The 23,872-nt window shown below is 71.9% G+C and carries 20 protein-coding genes; 5 read left to right on the plus strand and 15 right to left on the minus strand.

What is annotated here, in order from left to right; all coding sequences use genetic code 11:
• From AB0I67_RS39480 to AB0I67_RS39540, 13 genes are all read right to left on the minus strand, one after another.
• Positions 1–266: aldehyde dehydrogenase family protein (locus tag AB0I67_RS39480; protein WP_357935173.1), on the minus strand; the 266-nt coding region annotated here is incomplete at its 3' end.
• Between the two features lie 17 nt (positions 267–283).
• Positions 284–1,072 (minus strand): HAD-IIB family hydrolase, encoded by a 789-nt coding sequence (locus AB0I67_RS39485; protein ID WP_357935175.1) that lies wholly within the window; start codon positions 1,070–1,072, stop codon positions 284–286.
• Complete coding sequence (locus AB0I67_RS39490) at positions 1,069–1,869, minus strand: inositol monophosphatase family protein (protein WP_357935178.1); 801 nt, start codon at positions 1,867–1,869, stop codon at positions 1,069–1,071. Before AB0I67_RS39490 ends, AB0I67_RS39485 begins: the two co-directional genes overlap by 4 nt.
• Positions 1,860–2,624: an HAD-IA family hydrolase gene (locus tag AB0I67_RS39495; RefSeq protein ID WP_357935181.1), complete on the minus strand. Its 765-nt coding sequence runs from the start codon at positions 2,622–2,624 to the stop codon at positions 1,860–1,862. The genes AB0I67_RS39490 and AB0I67_RS39495 overlap by 10 nt, the downstream gene beginning before the upstream one ends.
• Complete coding sequence (locus AB0I67_RS39500; RefSeq protein ID WP_357935184.1) at positions 2,621–3,706, minus strand: ABC transporter ATP-binding protein; 1,086 nt, start codon at positions 3,704–3,706, stop codon at positions 2,621–2,623. The genes AB0I67_RS39495 and AB0I67_RS39500 overlap by 4 nt, the downstream gene beginning before the upstream one ends.
• A complete protein-coding gene (locus tag AB0I67_RS39505; RefSeq protein WP_357935187.1) occupies positions 3,707–5,533 on the minus strand; it encodes an iron ABC transporter permease in 1,827 nt (608 codons plus the stop codon). It abuts the gene before it with no gap.
• 23 nt (positions 5,534–5,556) lie between these two features.
• Positions 5,557–6,222 (minus strand): DUF47 family protein, encoded by a 666-nt coding sequence (locus tag AB0I67_RS39510; protein WP_357935190.1) that lies wholly within the window; start codon positions 6,220–6,222, stop codon positions 5,557–5,559.
• Complete coding sequence (locus tag AB0I67_RS39515) at positions 6,213–7,193, minus strand: inorganic phosphate transporter (protein ID WP_357935193.1); 981 nt, start codon at positions 7,191–7,193, stop codon at positions 6,213–6,215. Before AB0I67_RS39515 ends, AB0I67_RS39510 begins: the two co-directional genes overlap by 10 nt.
• Positions 7,193–9,031 carry a 3D-(3,5/4)-trihydroxycyclohexane-1,2-dione acylhydrolase (decyclizing) gene (gene iolD / locus AB0I67_RS39520; protein ID WP_357935196.1) on the minus strand — a complete coding sequence of 613 codons (1,839 nt, stop codon included), beginning with the start codon at positions 9,029–9,031 and terminating at the stop codon, positions 7,193–7,195. Before iolD ends, AB0I67_RS39515 begins: the two co-directional genes overlap by 1 nt.
• Positions 9,028–9,909: a deoxyribose-phosphate aldolase gene (locus AB0I67_RS39525; protein WP_357935199.1), complete on the minus strand. Its 882-nt coding sequence runs from the start codon at positions 9,907–9,909 to the stop codon at positions 9,028–9,030. The genes iolD and AB0I67_RS39525 overlap by 4 nt, the downstream gene beginning before the upstream one ends.
• Complete coding sequence (gene iolC / locus AB0I67_RS39530) at positions 9,902–10,903, minus strand: 5-dehydro-2-deoxygluconokinase (RefSeq protein ID WP_357935203.1); 1,002 nt, start codon at positions 10,901–10,903, stop codon at positions 9,902–9,904. Before iolC ends, AB0I67_RS39525 begins: the two co-directional genes overlap by 8 nt.
• Positions 10,900–11,745: a TIM barrel protein gene (locus AB0I67_RS39535; RefSeq protein ID WP_357935206.1), complete on the minus strand. Its 846-nt coding sequence runs from the start codon at positions 11,743–11,745 to the stop codon at positions 10,900–10,902. Before AB0I67_RS39535 ends, iolC begins: the two co-directional genes overlap by 4 nt.
• Complete coding sequence (locus AB0I67_RS39540) at positions 11,742–12,713, minus strand: Gfo/Idh/MocA family oxidoreductase (protein ID WP_357935208.1); 972 nt, start codon at positions 12,711–12,713, stop codon at positions 11,742–11,744. The genes AB0I67_RS39535 and AB0I67_RS39540 overlap by 4 nt, the downstream gene beginning before the upstream one ends.
• Before the next feature lie 222 nt (positions 12,714–12,935).
• Between AB0I67_RS39540 and AB0I67_RS39545 the strand changes: the two genes are divergently transcribed.
• A complete protein-coding gene (locus tag AB0I67_RS39545) occupies positions 12,936–14,105 on the plus strand; it encodes an ABC transporter substrate-binding protein (RefSeq protein WP_357935211.1) in 1,170 nt (389 codons plus the stop codon).
• A 97-nt stretch (positions 14,106–14,202) separates the two neighbouring features.
• Positions 14,203–15,477 carry a phytase gene (locus AB0I67_RS39550; RefSeq protein ID WP_357935214.1) on the plus strand — a complete coding sequence of 425 codons (1,275 nt, stop codon included), beginning with the start codon at positions 14,203–14,205 and terminating at the stop codon, positions 15,475–15,477.
• 165 nt (positions 15,478–15,642) lie between these two features.
• Here the strand turns inward: AB0I67_RS39550 and AB0I67_RS39555 are convergent, their stop codons facing one another.
• Positions 15,643–18,381 (minus strand): AAA family ATPase, encoded by a 2,739-nt coding sequence (locus tag AB0I67_RS39555; RefSeq protein WP_357935217.1) that lies wholly within the window; start codon positions 18,379–18,381, stop codon positions 15,643–15,645.
• Between the two features lie 65 nt (positions 18,382–18,446).
• Between AB0I67_RS39555 and AB0I67_RS39560 the strand changes: the two genes are divergently transcribed.
• From AB0I67_RS39560 to AB0I67_RS39570, 3 genes are all read left to right on the plus strand, one after another.
• Positions 18,447–19,670: a GNAT family N-acetyltransferase gene (locus tag AB0I67_RS39560; protein ID WP_357935220.1), complete on the plus strand. Its 1,224-nt coding sequence runs from the start codon at positions 18,447–18,449 to the stop codon at positions 19,668–19,670.
• A gap of 40 nt (positions 19,671–19,710) precedes the next feature.
• On the plus strand, positions 19,711–20,700 hold the full coding sequence (locus AB0I67_RS39565; protein WP_357935223.1) for an aldo/keto reductase: 990 nt from the start codon (positions 19,711–19,713) through the stop codon (positions 20,698–20,700).
• Between the two features lie 268 nt (positions 20,701–20,968).
• Positions 20,969–21,670 (plus strand): alpha/beta fold hydrolase, encoded by a 702-nt coding sequence (locus AB0I67_RS39570; protein ID WP_357935226.1) that lies wholly within the window; start codon positions 20,969–20,971, stop codon positions 21,668–21,670.
• 385 nt (positions 21,671–22,055) lie between these two features.
• Here the strand turns inward: AB0I67_RS39570 and AB0I67_RS39575 are convergent, their stop codons facing one another.
• Positions 22,056–23,444, minus strand: coding sequence for an OmpA family protein (locus tag AB0I67_RS39575; RefSeq protein WP_357935230.1), 1,389 nt, complete (start codon positions 23,442–23,444; stop codon positions 22,056–22,058).
• Positions 23,445–23,872: the final 428 nt, after the last annotated feature.

The following is a 23,872-nucleotide window of genomic DNA, read 5'->3' on the forward strand; positions in this document are numbered from 1 at the left end:
TCGGCCGAGATCAGCGCGGCCAGCTCGTCGCGGTGGGCGTGCATGAGCTCGCGGAAGCGGAACAGCACCTGCGTCCGCTTGACCAGCGAGGCGTCCCGCCAGGCGGGGAAGGCGGCCAGCGCCGAGGCGACCGCGGCGTCCACGTCGGCCGCCGAGGCCAGCGCGACCTTGCCGCTGACCTGGCCGGTGGCCGGGTTGGTGATGTCGGCGGTGCGGGCGTCGCCCTCGACCTCCACGCCGCCGATCCAGTGTGTCACCTTGTTCATGCTCACCACGTTCATGCTCACCACTCCCATCCGTTGGCCTGGAAGGCCAGCTCCACGAGGTCCGCGACGGCCCCGTCCGCGCAGGCCGCGACGACGGCGTCCGCCTCGGCGCGCACCGCGGGGTGCCCGTCGCCGACGGCGACGCCGGTCCCGGCGGCCAGGATCATGTCCAGATCGTTCGGGTTGTCGCCGACCGCCGCGACCTCGCCCAGCTCCACCCCGCAGGCCGCGGCCAGTTCGCGGAGCGCGACCCCCTTGCCCGACTTCTCCGGAAGGATCTCCAGGTAGGTGGCCTCCGAGAACACCGTCGCCACCCCGGCGACGTGCAGGTGCGGCAGCGGGTCGCCGATGAGCATCACCTTCGTGATCTCGTCGGCGGGCAGCTCGGTCCAGGCGCCCGGGTCGTGCAACGCGATGCCGTCGCGCGCCGCATAGTCGCGCAACGTGGGCACGTCCGACACGGCGTAGGCCACGCCGCCGGTGAAGGCGACCGGGAAGACACCTCCGGGCAGTTCGTCGAAGAGGCCGAGCAGCACCTTCCAGGCCTGGCCCGGCAGACAGCGCGAGCGCAGCACCTCGCCGGTCGCGAGATTCACCGTGCGGGCGCCGTTGTAGAGGATCGCGGGGCCGTCCAGCTCCAGCTCCTCGTAGTAGCGGAGGGCCGACGCCTCCATGCGGCCCGTGGCGATCACCACGGTGCCGCCCGCGTCGCGGAAGCGGCGTAACGCCTCCCGGCTCGCGGGCACCATCGCGAGATCGCGGCCCACGAGGGTGCCGTCCAGGTCGGTCACGATCCAGCGGATCACGCGTCACCTCCCGGGACGAGGTCCGCCAGCACCGAGCCCGCCAGGTCGAAGCCGCCCACGCAGGCCAGGTAGCCGCCCGGCTCGAGGACGCTGCCGGACAGCGGCAGGTAGGTGCCGCCCGCCTGCCGTACCAGCAGGGAGCCGGCGGCGACGTCCCAGGCGTTGACGTGGGTGCCGTAGGCGACGTCCGCCCAGCCCGCGGCGACGTGCGCGAGCTTCAGCGCGGCGCTGCCCGGCCTGCGGGTGCTGGCGAACGCCTCCACCATGCGGGCGAATCGGTGCAGAGCCTCCTCGCCTCCGGCAGCGAGGTCGCGCGGCGTCGGGAAGCTGGACAGCAGCATCGCCTCCCGATCGGTGCGCGCTCCGGCGCTGCGCAGCGGCCGGCCGTTGCACTCGGCGCCACCCAGCCAGGCGGTGAACTCGTCGTCCCGCACCGGGTCGTACACGACACCCGCCACGACCTCGCCGTTCACCGCCGCCCCGATCGAGGTGCAGAAGAACGGCAGGCCCGCGGCGAAGTTCGCGGTGCCGTCGATCGGGTCGACGTACCAGCACACCTCGCCGGCGCCGTGCGAGCCGCCTTCCTCGCCCACGACCACGCTGTCCGGGCAGAGCCGCCCGAGCACCGCGCGGATGTCCTCCTCGGCGGCCTTGTCGTGCTCGGTCACCGGGTCGTGGAAGTCACGCTTGGTCAGCACCTCGGGCCGCGAACGGAAGGCCGCCCGCAGCCGGTCACCGACGGCTCTGGCCGCCTCCGCCGCGATCGCGGCGAGCTCTCGCGAAGTGGTCACGTCCATGTGCGCTCCAGCAGGTTCAGCAATCCGTGCGGATCGTCGACGGTGGCGTGCGGCTCCTGCCGTACGCGGTAGGGGATCTCCTCGGTGCTGCGCGAGCGCATGAGCACGGAGGCGCCCACACCTGCCCGCGCGCCGCAGACGACGTCGCGGTCGTGGTTGTCGCCGACGTACCAGACCTGCTCGGCCTCGACGCCCAGCGCACGGCAGGCAATCATGATCATCTCGGGGTTGGGTTTGCGCACGCCGACCTCGTCGCTGTAGACCTGCACGGCCACCAGGTGGTCGAGTCCGGTGGCGGCCATGAAGTCCCGGTGCACGGCCCCGCTCAGGGCGTTGCTGACGACCGCGGGCCGCACACCGTGCTCCCAGCAGGCGGCGAGCAGTTCCTTCATGCCGTCCCGGACCTCCCTGCGGCTGCGCAGTTCACCCATACGGCGGCAGAGCGGGGTCGCCTCGGCCGTCACCAGGGCGCGGGCCTGCTCGGGCCAGTCGGTGGCGACGAACTCGGCCCAGAACCGGCGATGCGTCATCTCCTCGGGGGCGTACTGGCGCGAGGTCGAGTCCTTCCAGAAGGAGTCGGCCTGCGCGCCCGCGCGGACATCGCTCTCGATCTCCTCGACGGTGAGCCCGCCGAAGCCCGCCCGGCCGAGCAGGGCGTGGAGTTCGGCGGCGAGCTCGGCCCGCCAGGTGGTGCGCTTGACGGTCTCGACGATGACGCCTCCGAAGTCGAGCAGCAGAGCCTTGGGCGTGATCACGCGTACACCTCCGCCTCGTCCCAGGCGGTGAGCCGCGTGCCGTCCACGCCGAACAGATGCAGCTGGTCGGTCCAGCACGTGACGGTGTCCCCAGGGTCCGCCTCGATGGGGGAGTGCGAGACGGCGAACAGCTCGGTGTCCAGGACGCGCAGCCGTACGGTCCAGGTGGAGCCGGCGGGCAGGACCGCCTCCACGAGCGCGGGCTCCGTCCACGCCCCGGCGCGCGGCGCGCCGATGCGCAGCGCCTCGGGCCGCAGGCCGATCGCGGACGGCTCGCAGGTGACCCGACGCTTCTTGACGAAGCGGGTGAGCGACTCGGCCAGCGGCCCGCGCTCGACGATGGCCATGGGCGGGCTGCCGACGAATTCGGCGACGAACCGGTTGGCCGGGCGCGCGTACATCTCCATCGGCGGTGCGAGCTGCTGCAGCTCGCCCTGGTTCATGACCGCCACATGGGTGGCCATGGTCAGCGCCTCGAGCTGGTCGTGGGTGACGAAGACGATCGTCGCGCCCGACTCCTCGTGGATGCGCTTCAGCTCGGCCCGCATCTCCAGCCGGAGCCGGGCGTCGAGGTTCGACAACGGCTCGTCGAGCAGCAGCACCGCGGGGTCGACGGCGAGCATGCGGGCGAGCGCCACACGCTGCTGCTGGCCGCCCGACAACTGCGACGGGTAGCGATCCATGGCATCGGCGACGTGCACCATCTCCAGAGCCGCCTCGGCCCGCGCGCGGCGCTGGGCGGCCGGGACCTTGCGCATGCGCAGCCCGAACTCCACGTTGTCGCGCACCGACAGGTGCGGCCACAGGGCATAGTTCTGGAAGACCAGCCCCATCTCGCGCTTCTCCGGCGGGACGTACAGCCCCTGCTCGACCGAGTCGAGCACCCGGTCGCCGACGGTGATGCTGCCGTCGGTCGGCTGCTCCAGTCCGGCGATCATGCGTAGCGTGGTGGTCTTGCCGCAGCCCGACGGGCCGAGCAGGCACATGAACGCCCCGTCGGGGACGGTCAGGTCGAGGTTCTTGACCGCGAAGTCGCCGCCGCCGTAGCGCTTGGCGATTCCGCTCAGGGTGATGGTGGGCATCTATCCTCCCAGGCCGGACGCCAGGCTGCTCTTGGTCAGCCGCTGGGTCAGGTAGGTCATGGTGAAGGAGATCAGCGCGATCACGAGCACGACCGCGTTGGCGAGCTGGGTGTAGCCGTAGTCGACCAGGCCGATCGACAGGGTGGTGAGGAGCTCGGTGCCGGTGGTGGTCAGCATGACCACGATGCTCAGCTCCTTGAGCCCGGAGATGAACGGGAGCACGATCCCGGTGACGAGGGCGCCCTTCTGGATGGGGAAGATGATCCGCCGCATCCGCTGCCACCAGGAGGCGCCGGCGATCTGGGCGGCTTCTTCGGGTTCGCGGCCGAGCTGCGTCATGGCCGCGATGCCCGAGCGGGAGCTGTAGGGCAGATGAGTCACGGCCATGACGAGGATGAGCAGGAACGTGGTGCCGTACAGGGCGGGGATCGGCCCGCGGGCGACCGCGAACAGGGACAGCGACGCCGCCGCGAACGCGATGCCGGGGATGAGGTAGGGCAGGAACGAGACCTGCCGTAGGAAGGCCGCGATGCGGGGGGCCGAGCCGCGCACCGCCACGTACCCGATGAGCAGGCCGGCGACGGCGCAGATCAGCGAGGCGATGCCGACGATGCGCAGCGAGTTCCACGCCGCGGTCCACAGCTCGGTGCCGCGGAAGACGCCGTGCGGGAAGCCGACGGCTCCGGGCAGGCTCTCGGCGAACCAGTAGCTCAAGGTGAACGTCGACAGGTCCATCGGGACCCGGGTGAGCGACGACAGCAGCAGCGTCAGGATCGGCACGAGCACGCTCACCACGAAGATGACCCCGCCCAGCGCGAAGGCGGGCCAGCGCCACCGCCGCAGGTCGCTCAGCCGGTCCATCGCGCCCTTCCCGCCGACGGTGACGAAGCGGCGGTGCTCGCGCAGCAGCCGCGCGTCGGTGAAGACGATCAGGACGCCGATGACCACGATGATGGCGGTCAGCACGGAGGCGACGCCGGTGCTGCGGTCGCGGATCGACTGGTACAGGCCGGTGGACAGCACCCGGTAGTCGGCCGGCAGCCCCAGCACGTACGGCGTGCCGAACGTGCCGAGCACCCGCCCCACCACCAGGAGCACGGCCGAGGACAGCGCCGGCAGCATCAGCGGGGCGACGATCCGGCGGATGACCACGCGGCGCGGCGCGCCCAGGATGCGGGCGGAGTCCTCCAGTTGCGCGTCGATGCGCCGCAGCGCGTTGCCGACGAGCAGGAAGACGAACGGGTAGTAGTGCAGGCCGAGCGTGACGATGATCGGCAGCGGCCCGTAGGCGAGCCAGTCGGGCGTCGCGATGCCCTGCGCCTGCAGGACCCCGAGCTGTCCTCCGGCCCGGTCGTTCTTGAACAGGGTCAGCCAGGCGAGCGAGAAGGTCCACGAGGGCAGCATGTACGGCACGACGAGCGCCCCGGCCAGCCACTTTCGCCCGGGGACGTTGGTGCGGGTCACCATCCACGCCATGCCGCCGCCCACGACCAGCGCGAACAGCACCGTGCCCACGGAGATCACCAGCGTGTTGAGCAGCGGTTCGTAGAACAGCGGCCCGCTGACCTGCGAGCGGAAGACCCGCCACAGGTAGTAGCCGGTCCACTCGCCCGGCCGTTGCCCGGAGTGCACCTCGTCGCCGTACTGCAGGCGGAAGGCGTCGGACAACACCGCGACGAGCGGGGCGACGACCAGGTAGGCGAGCACCACGACCAGGATGAAGCCCAGCGCGGCGGTGGGGTCGTGGCGAAGGACGCGCAGCCGGTAGCGCAGCCTGCGCCGCCTCTGCGGCGGTGGTGGGGGCTCCACCTTGGTGAGAACAGCCATCGATTCGATTCCTTCGGGGGGTGTCAGTGGCTTCGTTTGAGCATCGCGTCGGCCAGCGCGTCGGCGGCCTCGCCGAGCCGCTGGCCGACGGCGTCCATCCGGGAGAGCAGTTCGCGGCGGCGCAGGGTGTCCATGTCCAGCGGCATGGTGAACAGCTCGCCCAGGCGGCTCTGGCGCAGTTGCCGCATGCGCGTCCTGGCCTTGCGCGTGGCCAGGACCGCCTCGGTGACCGAACCGGGATCGTCGATCATGTGCTGGACCGCGAGTTCGAGCTCGTCCAGGCCCTCGGCCAGCGCCTGGAGCGGTTCGGCGGCGAAGCCGAGGTCGTCGGGTCCGAAGATGTCGGCCTCGCGCACGTAGTCGCGCAGTTGGTCGAGCACGTCGTCGATGGAGCGGGACAGCCGGAACAGGTCCTCCCGGTCGATGGGGGTCACCAGGACCCGGCGCAGCAACGTGACCAGCTCGGCGCGCGCCGCGTCGCCCTGGTGCTCCACCTCCGTCATCCGGGTGCGGGCCAGCGCCCGGTCGAGCCCGGCGGCCATCTCGGCCGCCAGGTGCGCGCCTGCCTTGGCGGCGGCGATCTGCTCCCTGACCAGGTCGACGACGCCCCTGCCCGATCCGCCGCGCAGTTCGTCCCAGGCGCGGGCGAGCCCGCGCCGCCGCCTGCGCGCCGGTCTGTTCACAGCCATCTCACCGCCAGGCCGGCCAGGCAGCCCAGGGCCATGGACGAGGGGAGCGTGACCGCCCAGGCCGTCCCTATGGTCACCACGCCGTGCCATCGCACTCTCCTGCTTCCCTCGCTGGCGGCCGCGCCGACGACGCCGGCCGTGACGGACTGGGTCATGCTCACCGGCGCGCCGAGGACCGAGCTGCCGAGCACGGCCCCGGCCGCCGCGGCCTCCGCCGACACCACGTGCAGCGGCCGGGCCAGGACGAGCCCCCGGCCCAGCCGCGCGCCCACTCTGGGCAGGCTGGTCAGCGCCCCGGCCAGGAAGACCAGCACGAGCAGCGCCATCCAGGCCGGGCCGACCTGGACCGGTCCGATGCCGCCGACCCCGTGCCGGCCGACCTCGACGGCCACGCTGACCACGGCCAGCATCTTCTGACCGTCGTTCACCGCGTAGGCGACGCATTGCGCGCCGTACGCCAGCAGGTGCGCGGTCAGCACGATCCGCGGCATGCGGCCGTGGCTGGGCACCCGGCGCGACAGCGCGCCCAGGAGGTAGCCGAGCAGGACCCCGGCCAGCGGCGCTCCGGCGCCGATCGCCAGCACGGTGACCAGGCCGGACACCGAGACGGGCAGTCCGGCGCCGAACCCCGCGCCGGTGATGCCGCCGACCACCGCCAGGGTGAGGCTCGTCGGCAGTCCCCGTCCGGCCAGCACCGCGACCACGCCGACGGCGATCACCACACCCGCCAGGAACGCCGCCGCGCCGCCGTGCGCGCCGAGCCCGGCCAGCCGCTCGGTGAAGGTGGCCGCCACCGCGACCCCCAGCACGTACGGCACGGCCATCAGCGCTCCGGCGAGCAGGGTTACGGTCAGCCAGCCGGGCACCTTGGGGAAACGCAGGCAGAGGCCGATCAGCGCCGCCCCGTCATTCGCGCCGGTGACCAGCACGAACATGACGGCGGTGGCGGCGAAGGCGAGGGTCCACGCCATCACAGGTACAGCCGCTGCTCGCGCTTGGCCGCCGCATAGCGTTCGCGCGCCTGCCGGACCGGGTCCAGCCCGGACACCTCGGCGACCGGCACGTCCCACCAGGCCAGGGCCTGCGGCCCGGAGCCGGGCGCGGTCCTGGCGTACACGACGGTGGTCCGGGCGGCGGCCACCGCCTTGTCCAGCGCCTGGCGGAAGGAGTCCGGGTCGCTCGCCGTCAGCACCTCCGCGCCCAGGCTGGCCGCGTTGGCCGCCAGATCGGTCGGCAGCGGGTCGCCGTCGAGCTGGCCGGAGCCGCCTCGCGCCCGGTAGGCCGTGCCCAGCCGGCCCGCGCCCACGGCTTCCGACAGCGCCCCGATCGAGGCGAAGCCGCCGTTGTCGACCAGCACCACGACGAGCTTGACGCCCTCCTGGACCGCGGTCGCGATCTCCTGCGCCATCATCAGGTAGGAGCCGTCGCCGACCAGCACGAAGACCTCGCGCTCCGGGGCCGCCAGCTTGACGCCGAGCCCGCCCGCGATCTCGTAGCCCATGCAGGAGTAGCCGTACTCGACGTGGTACTGCCCCGGATCGGAGGCGCGCCAGAGCCGGTGCAGGTCGCCCGGCATCGACCCGGCCGCGTTGACCACGACGCCGCCGTGTGCCGCCTCGTTGACCAGGCCGAGCAGGACCGGCTGGGTCAGCTCGGGCCCGGAGCAGGCCCGGTCGGCGACCTCCTGCCAGTCTCGTGCCAGCCGTACGGCCAGCGCGCTCCACTCGGGGTCGGCCCGCCAGCCGCCGGGGTCGAGGGCGCGCAGCGCCTGCCGGGCGTCGGCGACGAGCATGACGGCGGCGTTCTTGGCCGCGTCGAAGGCGGCCACGTTGACGTTGAGGAACCGCGCCCGGCCGAACAGCGTGCGGGAGGCGGTGGTGAAGTCGGTGTAGCGGGTGCCGACGCCGATGACCAGGTCGGCGTCGCGCGCCAGGGCGACGGCCGCGGCGGTCCCGGTGTGGCCGATCGCCCCGGCCGCGCACGGGTGGCCGTACGGCACGGCCCCTTTGCCCGCCTGGGTTTCCGCCACCGGGATGCCGTGCCGTACGGCGAAGGCGAGCAGGTCGTCGCAGGCCCCGCTGTACTTCACGCCGCCGCCGGCCACGATCAGGGGGCGGCGTGAGGCGCGCAGCTCACGGACGGCCCGCTCCAGCGCGGCCGGTTCGGGTTCAGGGCGGGCGACGTGCCACACCCGCCGCGCGAACAGCTCCTCGGGCCAGTCGTACGCCTCGGCCTGCACATCCTGCGGCAGGGCCAGCGTCACCGCGCCGGTCTCGGCCGGATCGGTCAGCACCCGCATGGCCGCGAGCAGCGCGGCGGGCAGTTGCTCGGGCCGGTTGATGCGGTCGAAGAAGCGCGAGACCGGCCGCAGGCAGTCGTTGACCGTGACGTCGTAGGAGCGCGGGTCCTCCAGCTCCTGCAACACCGTGCCGGCCGCGCGGGTGGCGAAGACGTCGCCCGGCAGCAACAGCACCGGCAGCCGGTTGATCGTCGCGAGTGCGGCCCCGGTGACCAGGTTGGTCGCGCCGGGCCCGATCGAGGTCGTGCAGGCGAAGGTGGACAGCCGGTCGCGGGTGCGGGCGTAGGCGACCGCGGTGTGCACCATGGCCTGCTCGTTGCGCGCCAGATAGTACGGCAGCTCGTCGCGCAGGCCCGCGCCCTGCTCGGCCAGCGCCTGGCCGATCCCGGCGACGTTGCCGTGGCCGAAGATGCCGAAGCAGCCCTCGATCAGCCGTCGCTCAACGCCGTCACGCTCGCTCCACTGCCGCGACAGGAAGCGGACCAGCGCCTGGGCCGTGGTGAGCCTCATGATTCCTCCAGAAGCGCGGCGGCCGTGTCGACCGCGGCGGCCACGTCGTCGTCCGGCGGGTAGAGCAGCGCCCGGCCCACGACGAGCCCGCGCACGCCGGGCAGCTTCAGCGCCTTGCCCCAGGCGGCGTAGGCCTCGTCGGCCGCACGTCCAGGGTCGCCGCCGAGCAGCAGCGCCGGCAGCGTCGTGGCCGCCATGACGCGCTCCATCTCCTCGACGACGGGCAGCTTCAGCCAGGTGCGGACCGAGGTCGTGCCGAGCGCCTGCACGACGCTGATCGCCCGGATCATCGCGTCGGCGGTCAGGTCGTGGCGGACCGCACCGTCCACGCGCGCCGACCAGAACGGCTCGATCATCGCCATGAGGCCGTGCCCGGCGAGCGTGGAGATGGCGTGGCCGCAGCGCTCCAGCGTGGTGACGGTCGCCGGGTCCTGCAGGGCGATCCGGCAGAGCATCTTGCCGCCGTCGTAGCCCATCGCGGCGATCGAGTCGGCGGTGTAGGCGGTGAAGCGGTCGTCGAACTCGAAGACCGAGCCCTGCACGCCGCCGCGGTTCATCGAGCCGATGACGAGCTTGTCGTCGAGCGCACCGAGCAGCAGCAGGTCTTCGACGAGGTCGGGGGTGGCGAGCAGGCCGTCCACGCCGGGGCGGGCCAGCGCGGTCATCAGCCGGTCGAGCAGATCGAGCCGGTTCTCCATCGCCAAGGGTCGAGGTCCGACGCCCAGCGCGCCTCTGGCGGGGTGGTCGGCGGCGATGATCAGCAATTGGCCCCGGCCGTTCAGCAGTGGCCTGCGGCGCCGTTCGGCGGCGATCGTGAGCACCCGCTCCGGGCGTAGTGCCCGGTCCTCGCGGAGGCGGTCGAGGGCGTCCTCATGCATGCGCGGCCTCCTCGGCCTCATGGGCGGCATCGGCGGCCGCGGTCTTGCCATCGGCCGGCATCAGGGCGCCGATCTCTTCGGCGGTCGGCATGGCGGGTGCGCAGGCGAGGCGGCCGGCGACGATGGCTCCTGCGGCGTTGGCGAAGCGGATCGTCCTCTCCAGTGGCCAGCCCGTCAGCAGGCCGTGGCAGAGCGCGCCGCCGAACGCGTCGCCCGCGCCCAGCCCGTTGACCACCCGCACGGGCACGGGCGCGACCTCGACGCACTCGTCAGCGGTCATCGCCAGCACGCCGGCGGACCCGCGCTTGACGACGGCGAGTTGGACGCCCGCCTCCAGCAGGGCTCGCGCCGCCTCGTACGGTTCGCGGCGCCCGGTCGCCACCTCCGCCTCCTCCGCGTTCCCGACCGCGACGGTGACGTGCGCGAGCGCCGCCCGCGCCTGCTCCGCCGCGCTCGCCGGGTCCGCCCAGAACATGGGCCGGTAGTCCAGATCGAGCACTGTGTACGGCACGCGGCCCCGAGCCGTCCAGGCCGCGTGGTGCGCACCCCGTGACGGCTCCTGTGACAGCCCGGTGAGCGTCGCCCAGAACAGCCGCGCCCCGGCCACGGCGGCGAGGTCGAGATCCTCTGCCCGGATCTCCAGATCGGGCGCCTTGGGCAGCCGGTAGAAGTAGAGCGGGAAGTCCTCGGGCGGCCGGATCTCGCAGAAGGTCACCGGTGTGGGCAGGCCGGGCACCTCGGTGACGTGCCGGTCGCTCACCCCGTAGCCGCGCAGCGCGTCCCGCAGGAAGGCCCCGAAGGGATCGGCGCCCGTCCTGGTGATGATCTCCGCGGAGTGTCCCAGGCGGGCGGCGGCGACGGCCACATTGGCCGGGCTGCCGCCGAGATACTTGCCGAAGGATTCGACCTCGCGCAGCGACACGCCGATCTGGAGGGGGTAGATGTCCACCCCGATCCGGCCGATGGTCAGCACGTCGGCGCGAGCGTCGGTCACGCCAGTCTCCTGAGGAAGTCCAGGCTCTCGCGCACGTCCGCCACGGGTCCCGCGCCGGGGCCGGGTTCGCCGGCGAGGACGACATCCTGTTCCATCACGTACCAGCCGGTGTAGCCGGCCGCCTCCAGGCCGGTGACGATGGCCTTCACGTTCACGTCACCGTGTCCGAGCGGCCGGTACAGGCCGGCGGCGACGGCCTGGGTGTAGGTCAGCTCGCCTGCGCGGACCCGGGCGGCCATGGCCGCGTCCACGTCCTTGAGGTGCACGTGGGCGATCCGGTCCGGTGCGTCCGCGGCGATCGCGACCGGGTCGGCGCCGCCGACGAGCAGGTGGCCGGTGTCGAGGCACAGCTGTGCCTCGCTGCCGTCGAGGACCCGCGCGACCTCGTCCGCGCTCTCGACCATGGTGCCGACGTGCGGGTGCAGGACCACCGGCCGGTCGAGCCCGCGGGCGGCGCGGTCGAGGTTGGCGAGCAGGGTGTCCCAGCCGGCCCGGTCCAGCTCGGGGCGGGCGTCGTAGCCGTCGACACCCGTGGCCGCCGCGAGGACGGCGACGGCGCCGGGCTCGAAGGAGGCGACCGTGGCGCGCAGGGCCGGCAGCGGATCGTGGGCCGGGTCGTGCAGCACGACGGGGACGAAGCCGCCGACGGCGCGCAGGCCGTACCGGCTGAGGAGGGCGGCCCGTGCGGCGGGCTCGGCCGGCAGGAACCCGTCGGGGCCCAGCTCGGTGGCGGTCAGCCCGAGCCTGGCGATCTCGCCGAGTACGCGAGCCGGGTCGAGCTGGTAGCCCCAGCCGGGGACCTCGCACACTCCCCAGGAGATGGGGGCCGCAGCGATCTTCACTTGGCCACCTCCTGGAGGCGGACAGGACGGCCGGCGTGGCGGGACAGGTCGGCGGCCTCGGCCAGGTAAAGGGCGGCCAGGGCGTCGCGGACCGTGCAGGGGCTTTCTCGCTCGCCCCTGGCGGCCGAGAGAAAGGCGGTGATCTCCGCCTCGTAGGCGGGGGCGAAGCGGGTCTGGAAGTCGGGCCAGGGATCGGCAGGGGCGCTTCCCGCCTCGGCCAGGGTCAGGGGGGCGCGCTCGCCGAGGCCGACCGCCCAGGTGCGTAGCGTGCCGCCGAGCTCCATGCGCACGTCGTAACCGGCGCCGTTGTAGCGCGAGCCCTGCAGGGTGACGAGGGTGCCGTCGGTCATCGTGATCACGGCGGCGCTGGTGTCGACGTCGTCGGCTTCGGCGAAGTAGGCGTCGCCCCGGTTGGCGCCGGTGGCGTAGACGGTGTCCGCTTCGCGGCCGGTGACCCAGCGCAGGATGTCGAAGTCGTGGATGTGGCAGTCGCGGAAGATGCCGCCGGAGACCGGCACGTACGCGGGCGGCGGTGGGCTCGGGTCGAAGGTGACCAGGTGGGCGCGGTGCAGTTCGCCCAGTTCGCCGCTGAGGACGGCGTCGCGGGCGGCGGCGAATCCGGCGTCGAAGCGGCGCTGGAAGCCGATGTGCACGAGCGTGCCGGTGCGCTCGGCGGCCTCGGCGACGCGCCTGGTCTCGGCCACGGTCGGCGCCGCCGGCTTCTCGCAGAAGACCGGCAGCCGCAGCTCGCAAGCCTGGAGCAGCAGGTCCGCGTGGGTCGCGGTGGGGGTGGCGACGACCACGGCATCCGCCGTCCAAGGGTCGCCCACCCGGGCCCCGACCTCCGCGGCCACCGCCTCGGCCAGCGCGGCGTCGGCGTCGGCCACCACGAGCTCGTCCGTTACGCCGCTTAACGTCTGCGCATGAAACCGTCCGATGCGCCCAAGGCCCACTAAACCAACACGCATGCCGCCTCCTCGCTCAGGAGCTCCAGTTGTAGATGAACGACGGGTTAACGTCAATACTTTGTCCTGACATAAGGACTTGCTGCATCACCCACAAGGCGGATCGCTTGGACATGAAGATGTCTTGACAAAGTGTTCACGTCGCGTTCATCGTGGTGCGCACTGAGCGTCGGTCGGGGCTGGAACGGCGCGAACGGCCATGCACTTCAGAGGAGTACCGCCACCATGCGGCGTACCAAGAAGATCGTCCCAGTCGCGGCCCTGCTGGCTCTGGCCGCGTGCGCACCCTCTACCGGCGGCCAAGCCGGCACCGCGGACGCGACCGCGGCCAAGCCGCTGCCCTCAGCCTCCGTCGACACCGCTTTCGATCTGAACGCCCTGGTCGAGGCGGCCAAGAAGGAAGGCAGTCTGGTCGTCTACGACTCCAGCGGCGACATCGAGGAGGTCGCCAAGGCCTTCACCGCCAAGTACGGCATCGCCATGGAGGGCGTGAAGTCCGACACGCCGGAGACCGCCGAGAAGATGACCCGCGAGCACGCGGCCGACAACGTCACCATCGACGCCGCCATGTACGAGGACGGCGGGGTACTGATGGGCCAGCTCATCCCGCAGGGCATCGTGCAGACCTGGGTGCCCGCCGACCTGCAGGACCAGATCCTGCCCGAGGACCGCAACCCCCTGCGCGCCCTGTCGAAGGCCACCGTCTTCGCCTACAACACCAAACTGTCGCCCGGCGGCTGCCCGATCAAGAACATCTGGGACCTCACCGAACCCGCGTGGTCGGGCAAGTTCCTCATGCAGGACCCCTTGGGCAAGCCGACGGTCACCTCCTTCCTCACCCAACTGGACTCCCACGGCAACCAAGCCCTGGAACAGGCCTACCAGGACAAGTTCGGCGAGCCGCTGAAGACCAAGGAGAAGAGCGCCGCCTACGAGTGGATCAGGCGGATCGCGGCCAACAAGCCCGTGCTCACCAGCTCCGACGAGGACACCTCCAGCGCGGTGGGCGCGCCGAACGCCGCCGACAAGAAGATCGGCTTCATGTCGATCTCCAAGTTCCGCAACAACGAGGACAAGGGCTACGCACAGTCCACCTGCGAGGGGATGAAGCCCTTCGCCGGCTTCAGCTACCCCAAGTACGTCGCCATCGCGGCCAAGTCGAAGCATCCGAACGCGGCCAAGCTGTACGTGCACTTCATCATGACCGAGGAGGGCGTCAAGCACGAGATCGGCGAAGGCGGCACCTCCGGCAACAGCACCGTCAAGCCCCTGGTCGACCCGCCCGGCCTGACCGACTGGAGCACCCAGCTCTTCCACACCGATCCCCAGAAGCTGGTCGCCGACCTGCAGAACCGCCAGATCATGTCCGACTTCTGGCGGCTCACCCACCGCTGATCACCTGCCCTCCACAAGCCGTTCGCCCCGGCGACATCTCTCCCGGTTAGAAAAGTCACTCGCCGACGAAGTCGGTTCACCCCCTGTGAGGAGAACAATGCGTCCTGCCCATCCGCTGCTCCTGGCCGCCCTCAGCGTCGTGCTGTTAAGCGGCCTGGCGGCACCGGCCGCCGGTCAGAGCATCCCGTCCATCCAGCCGAAGGTCGAGACGCCCGCGCTGTTCGACGACGAGGCCGGCGGCAACGCCAACGGGGACGACCCCGCCATCTGGGTCCACCCCGGCGACGACGAGGACAGCGTCGTCGTCACCACCGCCAAGGAAGGCGGCCTGAACGTCTACGACCTCGACGGCGACCTCACCCAGCACTTCGACGCCCCGCCCGCCCCCGGCCCCGACGACGAGAACGGCCGCTTCAACAACGTCGACGTCACCTACGGCTTCGCCGGCAAGGACCTGGCCGTCGTCACCGACCGCGGCCGCGACCACCTGCGCTTCTACGCCATCCACGACGGCCACCTCACCGACGTCACCGACCCCGCCGTGCCGTTCCTGTTCAACACCACCCAAGAACAGGTCAACGACCAGGAGACCGGCTACGGCCTGGCCCTCTGGAAGGACGCCACCGGCACCTACGCCCTGGTCAGCCGCCGTCACAAGACCAGCGTCGCCCTGTTCAAGCTCCAGGCCACCGCCGGCGGCAAGGTCGGCTACCAGCACGTGCGCAGCATCGACCTGCCCGCCTCCTTCACCCTGCCCAACGGCACCTCCTGGACCCCGTGCATGGAACCCGACGAGCTGGCCCAGGTCGAGGGCATGGTCGTCGACCAGCAACGCGACGTGCTCTACGCCGCCCAGGAGGACGTCGGCATCTGGCGCGTGCGCGCCGACCTCACCACCGCGCCGGTCCTGATCGACAAGGTCAAGGAGTTCGGGGTGCCCGGCACCTACGACCCCGAGACCGAGGAGTGCACCCCCGGCGCCGACCCCGGCTACGGCGGCAGCCACCTGTCGGCCGACGCCGAAGGCCTGACCATCTACTACCGCGCCAACGGCCGCGGCTACCTGCTGGCCTCCAGCCAGGGCGACAACACCTTCGCCGTCTACCGCCGCGAGAGCGGCAACGCCTACCTCGGCCAGTTCCGCGTCGGCGCCGACAACGGCATCGACAGCGTCGAGCACAGCGACGGCTCCATGGTGCTGAACGTGCCGCTCGGCGAGTTCGAGAGCGGCCTGTTCGTCGCCCACGACGGCGCCAACACCCCCGAGGTGCCCGACCGGGAGAACACCAACTTCAAGTACGCCGAATGGGACGACATCGCCGACGAACTCGACCTCGACGTCGACACCGACGGCTGGGACCCGCGCGACTGATCGCGCTGCCCGCACAGAGCACCTGCGCTCCCTCGCCGACCGGTGAGGGAGCGCAGGTCTTCGTCCGGCCGTCCTCGTCGCCGCCTGGCCTACCCGAGGCGAAGGCCTCATCGTGTCGCTCGGGCCACCTCGAACGGGCGTCGGCGATGGGCGGGAGACGTGACGCTAGGAAGAGAAAGGCCCGGTCAACCCTTCGCGGAAGGCGATGGCCGTCGCCTCGGTGCGGGTGGTCGCGCCCAGTTTCGCCAGGATGTGCGAGACGTGCACGCCTGCCGTACTCGGCGAGATGTGCAGCTGAGCGGCGATCTGCCGGTTGCTCAAGCCCTCGGCGATCAACCTGAGCACCTGGTGCTCGCGTTCGGTGAGCCCGTCGTGAGCCGGTCGGGGTCGCCCGAGCAGGGCGATCTCGCGGGAGAGCGGCGCGGCGCCCAGGTCCTCGGCCAGCCGGGCGGCTTGCCTGCGCCGGACCGTCGCGCCGGGCTTGTCGCCCGCGGCCAGGGCCGCCCGCGCGCCGTGGTACAGGCTCAGCGCCAGCTCGTACGGCTGCCGCAGCTCCCGCCAGGCCGCTGCCGTCTCGTCCCAGCCGGTGTCCTCGATCAGGGCGTGCAGCATGATCTGCCAGGCGCGGTCGAGTGGCCCGTCGACCCCGAGCTTCGCGTCGGCCGCGGCGAGTTCGGCCTGACGTTCGGCGACGCGCCCCCGCACGTCGTCGCCGGCGCCGTGGTCGAGCCGGGCCCGCTGCGCCAGCGCGCCGGCGACCAGGACCGGCCGGGCGTCGCTGCTGTAGACGCGGGTGAGCTCCGGGTCGGCCAAAGCCCGCTCCAAGCGCCGGTCGGCCTGTTCCGGGTCCCCCCGGGCGACGGCCAGCAGGCAGAGCAGTTGATGGCGGGGGAACAGGCTTCCGCTGTCGGCGTGCTCCACGGCCGCCGCGGCGTCGGCTGCCGCGGCGACATCCCCGCGCAGCAGGGAGAGGTAGCCGTCGAGGACGAGCAGGATCTGCCGCGACAGCGGTGGCGGGTTCTCCGCGATGCTCTCCCGCAGCACGGTGGCCGCCTCATCCCACCGTCCGGCCAGGATCAGCGCGTGCCCGGCGTAGCGCGCGAGCTCGGCGCCGCGACTGCGGCCCAGCCCGTAGCGGCGGGCGTGGCGCATCCCGTCGAGGGCCGCGTCGATGGCGCGCTCCTGGTCGCCGGCCCTGGTGTGCATGGTGGCCTCGTACATCGGGACGGTCATGAGCAGGTCGTGGCTGTCGAGCCGCTCGGCGAGCGTGCGGGCCTGCGCCAGCAGGCCGAGGTCGCCGGTCATGGATCCGACCCCCAGCAGCCCGCGGATGGTGACCGTGGGGTCGCCGGTGCGCCGGCCGACGGCCAGCGCCTCCTCGAAAGCCTCGCGTGCCTTGCCCACCTCGGGCAGGAGGCCCATGGCCAGCACCCCGAGCAGCCGCCCCCGCTGGATGCCGCCGGGATCCGCGGGCAGGAGTTCGAGGGCTCGTTCCCAGTCGGCGACGCCGTTCACGTTCAACCGGTGCCGCAGTCTGCCGCGCAGCTCCAGCAACTGGGCGGTCCGTTCCGGCTCGTGCCGCTCGTCGATCGCGCTCAGCCCCGTGGTGGCGTAGTCGATGCCGCGTGCGTAGTCGCCGCTGAGCATGCAGGCCTCAGCAGCCCTGGTCAGGATGTCGATCCTGTCGACCTCCAGCTCCGCGTCCGGGTCCCAGAGGTCGAGGACCTGGTCGAGCAGGCGTACCTGCTCCTCGTAGGCGTAGGACCCGTGTGCCTGGTCTGCGGCCAGGTAGGCGGCGGACAGGGCCTGCTCGCGGTCCCCGGCGGCGTAGGCGTGCGCGGCCAGTTCCGCGTGAAGCCCGACATCACGCAGGGCATCGGCGTAGCGGGCGTGCAGCCGGGCCCGCTCGCCGGGCAGCAGGTCCTCGTACACCGCCTGCCGGATCAAGGCGTGGCGGAAGTCGTAGCCGTCGCCCGTGGTGACCAGCAGGCCACGGTCGACGAGCTCGCGCAGCAGGGCGTCCAGTTCGGGCCCGTCCTGCCCGGCCACCTGCGCCAGCAGCCGGTGGCTGACCCGCCCGCCCGCCACCGAGGCCAGGCGCGCCAGCTCGCGAGCGGGGCCCGGCAGTGAACGCGGTCCGTGCAGCAGCAGGTCACGCAGGCTGTCCGGGGTTCGCTCACCGGCGTGGGCGAGCGCCTCGACGAACAGCGGGTTGCCGTCGCTGCGTTCGTGGATGCGGCGTACGGCGTCCGCGTCCGGCTCGTCGCCGAGGATCGCGGCCAGTTGGCGGCCCACGTCCTCCCGGTCCAGGCGTTCCAGGCGCAGCATCGTCACGCGCGGGTGGCGGGAGAGCTCGGACAGTGGCGTTTCCATGGGACGGTGGGTGATCACCAGGAGCACGCCTGCCCGGGTCACGTTCCTGGCCAGGAAACCCAGCAGCTCGCGCGTGGCGGCGTCGGCCCAGTGCAGGTCCTCGATCAGGACAACCAGCGGCTGGTCCGCGGCCACCCGCTCGATCAGGGACAGGACCTCCTCGAACAGCCGGTGCTTGCCGCCCTCCCCACCGCCCGCCTCGCCGAGCTCCGGGAACCAGCGCGCCAGCTGGCGGTAGGGCCCCGGCAGAATCCCTTCCACCCTGATCAGGCGGCGCAGCACCGTCACGAACGGCGCGTACGGCAGGCCGTCGCTGCCCAGCTCCGCGCAGCCACCCGCGACCACCCGCACCTCCGGCCCCAGCGAGCGCGCGAACTCGGCCAGCAGCCGCGACTTGCCGATCCCCGCCTCCCCGGCCACCAGCGCCACCGCCGGCCCCTGCTCGACCGCCGTGTCCAAGGCCGTCGCCAGGGCCGCGAGCTCCTCCGCCCGGCCGACGAACCTCGGGCTGACCACGCGCTCCGCCACCACGGAACCAGCATAAATACCCAGATCACCAGATGCGCTGGGCCTGTTTACCCGGCCAGGCTCGATCCATGACAGCCACCTACCCGCTCCGCACCATCGGCGCCCACGAGCTCGACGCGTGGGCACGCATGATCACCACGACCTACGGCCAGGACTGGGTCGACGGCGGTCTGAGGAACGCCGCCGTCTCCATCGAGCCCGGTCGCACCCTCGCCGCCTACGACGGTGCGGAGATCGTCGGAGGCGCGTCGATCTACGGCCGGGTCATGACCGTCCCCGGCGGGACGACGCCCGTCGCCGGCATCACGCTCGTCGCGGTCCTGCCCACGCACCGGCGCCGCGGCATCCTCACCGCGATGATGCGCAGGCAACTCACCGACCTGCACGAATCGGGTGGCGAGCCGATCGCCGCGCTCAACGCCGCCGAGGCCACGATCTACGGACGCTTCGGGTACGGCGTCGCCAGCCACGTGGCCGAGGTCCGCGGGGACAAGCGGCTCATGGCCCTGCGCCCCGGCGCCGACCTCGGCGACGGCACGATCAGGCTGCTCTCCCGCGAGAAGGCGCGGCCGCTGCTGGAGAAGGTCTACGACACCGCCCGCCGTACCTCTGTCGGCTGGGTGGACCGTACGGAGAAGTTCTGGGAGGCCAGGCTGGCCGACGGCGAGCCCGCCCGCGACGGCGGGACGGCCCTGCGCTTCGCGGTCCATCTGGAGGCCGGCGGCGAGGTCACCGGCTACGCCCTCTATCGCTCCAAGCGGGACCTCGTGCACGTCATCGAGCTCGCGGCCACCACCAGGCGGTCGTACGCCGCCATGTGGCGCTTCCTCATCGACCTCGACGCGCACACCGGGCTCGCCTACGACGGCGCCCTCGACGAACCCCTCAACCACCTGCTCACCGACCCACGCGCGGCTCGCACCACGCTGATCGACAACCTGTGGGTCCGCCTCGTGGACATCGGCCGCGCGCTCACCGCTCGCCGCTACGCGACGCCCCTGGATCTGGTGCTGGAGGTCCAGGACCCGTTCTGTCCATGGAACGCCGGTCGCCACCGCCTGCTGGCCGATGGCGACACCGTCACCTGCGAACGCACCCAGGCTCGGCCGGACCTGCGCCTGACGGCGGCCGAGCTGGGCGCTGCCTACCTGGGCGGCACGTCCCTGACCTCCCTGGCGGCGGCGGGGCGTGTCGAGGAGTTCCGCCCGGGTGCGATCGCCGCCGCCTCGCTCGCCTTCCGCTGGGAACGCGAGCCCTTCCATCCCTCGGGCTGGGCCTTCCCCGCCTTCTGACCTGGCGACGCCGTAATCGCCGACAAGGGAGACACACCACATGCGTACGCATCGGCTCGGACACAGCACGACGACGGTCACCGAACTGGGCTTCGGCGGCGGGCCCCTGGGCGGCCTGTTCGCCCCGCTGGACGACGACACCGCGGCGCAGGCGCTGGCGGCCGCCTGGGAGTCAGGAATCCGGTACTTCGACACCGCGCCGCACTACGGCATCGGGCACTCCGAGCGCCGCATCGGCGAGCTGATGCGCGGCCGGTCACGGGCGGACTTCACCCTGTCGACGAAGGTGGGACGGCTGCTGATCCCGCAGGACCCGCGAGGGCGGATGGACGAGAGCTTCGCCGTCCCTGCCACCCATCGCCGGGTCTGGGACTTCTCCCGCGACGGCGTCCTGCGCAGTGTCGAGGACTCGCTGACCCGCATGGGCCTCGACCGGATCGACGTGCTGTACCTGCACGACGCCGAACAGCATTTCGAGGCCGCCCTGCGCGAGGGCTATCCGGCGTTGGCCGAGCTGCGCGCCCAGGGCGTGGTCGGCGCCGTGGGCGCGGGCATGTACCACCCCGGCAAGCTGGCCCGTCTGGTACGGGAGACCGACGCGGACGTCGTCATGCTGTCGGGTCGCTACACCCTGCTGGACCACAGCGCCTTGGACGAACTGCTGCCCGCATGTGCCGCGCGCGGCGTCTCCGTCGTCGCCGCCTCCGTCTTCAACTCCGGACTGCTGGCCACCGACAGGCCCGCCGAGGACGCACGGTACGACTACGGACCCGCCACCCCTGAGCTGCTGGAACGGGTCAGCAGAATCGCGGACGTCTGCGCGGGGCACGGTGTGAGCGTCCCGCAGGCCGCTATGGCCTTCCCCCTGCTGCACCCGGTGGTGGCGGGCGTCGTCGTCGGCATGCGCTCGGAGGAGGAGGTGCTGCGCAACAGGGAGGCGTTCGCGGCGCCGATCCCCGCGGGGCTCTGGTCCGATCTGCGCGAGGCGCGCCTGCTGGACGAACGCGCCCCGGTGCCCGCCGCATCGTGAGTCCGACTTCCTCGGTGTCGGTCAGGTGCTTCAGGAGAGTCTCGCCGATATGAGGCTCCCTGCCCGCGTGCGAGCGCTTGGGCCGCTGCATGGGATCAGACCCCGGATCAGTGCCGGTTCTCGACGCCGGCACCAGACGTGCCGCCCCGGACGAGCTGGTGCGGTCGACGGGGTCGCCTGCCCGGCGTTCGCGAGTACGGCTGAGCTGGATGGATCCAGGAGGCTGCCGAGACCGTTTCCCGGTTGGTCGCATGGCTAGCATCTCGCCATGCGTCTTTACGTTCGAGAGTTCGATGGACCGGCTGATCGTACGGTGCTGGTCATCCACGGCGGCCCGGACTGGGATCACAGCTATCTGGTGGAACCGCTGAAGACGCTGGCCGGCGAGCATCGCCTGCTGTTTCCGGATCTGCGGGGGTGTGGCCGTTCTCCGGTTGCCGATCCACTCACCCCCGACGCGATGGTGGGAGATCTCGTCGAGCTCATCGGCGCCTCGCGGGTGGACGTGCTCGGGTTCTCCTACGGCGGTCTGATCGCCCAGCGGCTGGCCGTCCAGGCTCCTCACCTGGTGCGCCGCCTGATCATCGCGTCCAGCAGCGTGCTGCCGGTGCCCGCGGACGCCTTCGACGGGTGGGAGGAGTATGAGCGCCGCCGCGCCGCGCACCCGTCGGTGTGGGACACCTCGCCGCTGGAGGGGGCCGACCTGACGCGTGCCGAGGCGCTGGCGACCGCTCCGTTGCACGTCTGGCGGCTGAAGCAGGTGAGGTTCACCGGCACCTATCTACGGGCATGGCGAGAGGGCCGGTGCTGGAAGAGGCGGGGCACATGGCGCACATCGATCAGCCGGAGGCCTGGCTGGCCGCGGTCACGCGGTTCCTCGTCACCGCCGTGTGATCCAGCAGTTTCCCGCGAAGATTGTCGACAGGACGGGCATCGCGCCCGGCCGTCGCACGCGCCACTCCGCCCGTGAGCAGTCAGGTACGGCCGGCCACCGCCTTGCGGGACGCGCCGACAGCGAGCTCAGCTCATGGCCGCCGCCCAGGCGTGGCGCGCGCACTGTCCTGTTCGGCGGTTGCCGCTCTGCCGACCGGCCCCACCGGAGCCGGCTCGCCTCCCGACCGCTAGGCCAACGCCCAGTAGCTCAAGGAGAGCCCGGCCGCCGGACCCCGTGGAGCGCCGGCCGCTGGGCCATCCACGACCGCGCCGGCCCGACCTGCGACACCTGCTTCCGGGCGATCGCGATCTCCAAGTTATGGGCGGACGAGCCGGATCCCTGCGGCATCACCCCGCATGATGCTGGAGCGCATCTCCTGGACAAGGCACCCCGCGCGGAAGCCGGTAAGGCGTCTGGCGGCCTACCGGTCCCAGCGCACGATCGGCACCTCGGGGACGGTCTGCCCGCCCTGGACCTGCAGCGTGATCGAGGTCCTGTCGTCGGGCGGCGCGGGGAAGTAGGCGTACGCCCGGCCCTTCCGCCCCTCGGCGAGGTGGTGGATCTGGTTCTCCGCCCAGCGAATCGGGAAGTAGCGCGCCTTGGTCGCCGGGTCCACGACGACGATGGCCCCGTAGCTGGACGGCCTGACGAAGTCGTTCACCCACCACTCGAACGGCCCGGGGATCGGGACGTGGTCGACCAGGGCGGTCACGTCGAAGCTGACCACCAGGTAGGCGCCGTCACGGAAGGCGGGCAGCACGTCGACCTTGTACTTCCCGCGGTGGTCGAAGGTCGTCACCGGCTCACCCGGACTCGTGCGGAACGGCGCGGGTGGCAGCACGGAGCCGCGCACGTCACCGACGGACGGCTCGCTGCCCGTGGCGCCCGGGTTCTCCTGCTTGATCGTGTAGGAGATGTCGACGCGGCGGTTGAGCGCGCGGCCCTCGGGGTTGTCGGCGCCGCCCGGCTGCTCGTTCGGGGCGACGGGCTGGGTTTCTCCCTTGCCGTCGGTCTGGTACCGGTAGTCGGTGCCGAGCTTGGCCTGGAGGTACTCGCTGACCGAGTCCGCTCGCCGTACGGAAAGCTGCTGATTGTAGGCGTCGTCGCCTTTGCTGTCGGTGTGCCCGGTGACGATCACGGGCGGCTTGGCCGGGTCGGCACGGCGGCGAGTCTCCTCGACGACCTCGTCGAGGACAGCGGTCGCCTTCGGGCCGAGCTTGGCCTTGTCGAAGGCGAACAGGACGTCGGTGCGCAGGCCGATCGTCTCGGTGGTCCCGTCCTGCCTGGTGGTGCGTCTCGGGGTCTCGACCAGTTCCTCGACGTTCCAGGCGCCTTCCCAGATCTGGCCTTGGGGAGCCACGATCTGCCACGGGTCGCCCGGCTTCGAGACCGGGTCCGCGGCGCCTTCCGTGACGGGGATGCCGGTCAGCGGGCCCATCTGCGTCGTCGGCGCGACCGTGACGGTCTTCGTCCCGGGCGGCAGGGGCGGGAAATACACCTCCACGGGGTACGGCACGCCGGGCTGGAAGTCGTCGCTGTACCTGCCGTGCCGGGTGCCGAACGCCTGGCCGTCAGCGTCGTTCTCGCGAAGCGGGGTGTAGTGCCTGCCGTTGACCGGGTCGAGCAGCCGGAAGTCGGCGAAGTCGGCCCGGGAGCGGTCGCTGGCGAAGTGCCCGGTCTGGGGCTTCTGCGTGGGGTTGGTGATCACCATGCGCAGGATCGTCAGCTTGGGACGGCGCTCGACGGCCTCGACCTCGACCCGGAACGGTTCGGGGACGTCCCAGCCGGCCAGCCCCTCCACGGCGTACACGGGCGGCGGCGCCGACGGCTGCGCGGGCGGCCGGGAGGCCGTGTCTGTCGTGGGTGACGCGCACGACGCGATCAGCAGAGCGGCGACAGCGACAAGAGCGGCGGAACGCAACTTCCCTCCCCGAAGTGATCGAACCGGGGAGGCTACTACAGGGCGGCTTGCCGCGAAAAGCGAGTTGCGCGGGGCCTTGTGTCGCTGGTGGTGACTGGCCACTCCGACGCGTTACGGGCCGGCCCCTGACTGGGGCCGGCCGGGCGATGGCTCAAGTCCAGGGAGATTCACGTCTGGCAGGAAATTGACGGAAACGTCTACCCTGAAGCCATCTTCTCGGAGGCTGTAACTCGCGGTTCAATCGATGAGGCCGAACGGATCATCGGTCAGAGAATTCCCCTGAATCTTGCCTCTCTGCTGACCGAACGGAAGCAAAG

It is taken from the genome of Nonomuraea sp. NPDC050310, assembly GCF_040655795.1.
Lineage (GTDB): Bacteria > Actinomycetota > Actinomycetes > Streptosporangiales > Streptosporangiaceae > Nonomuraea.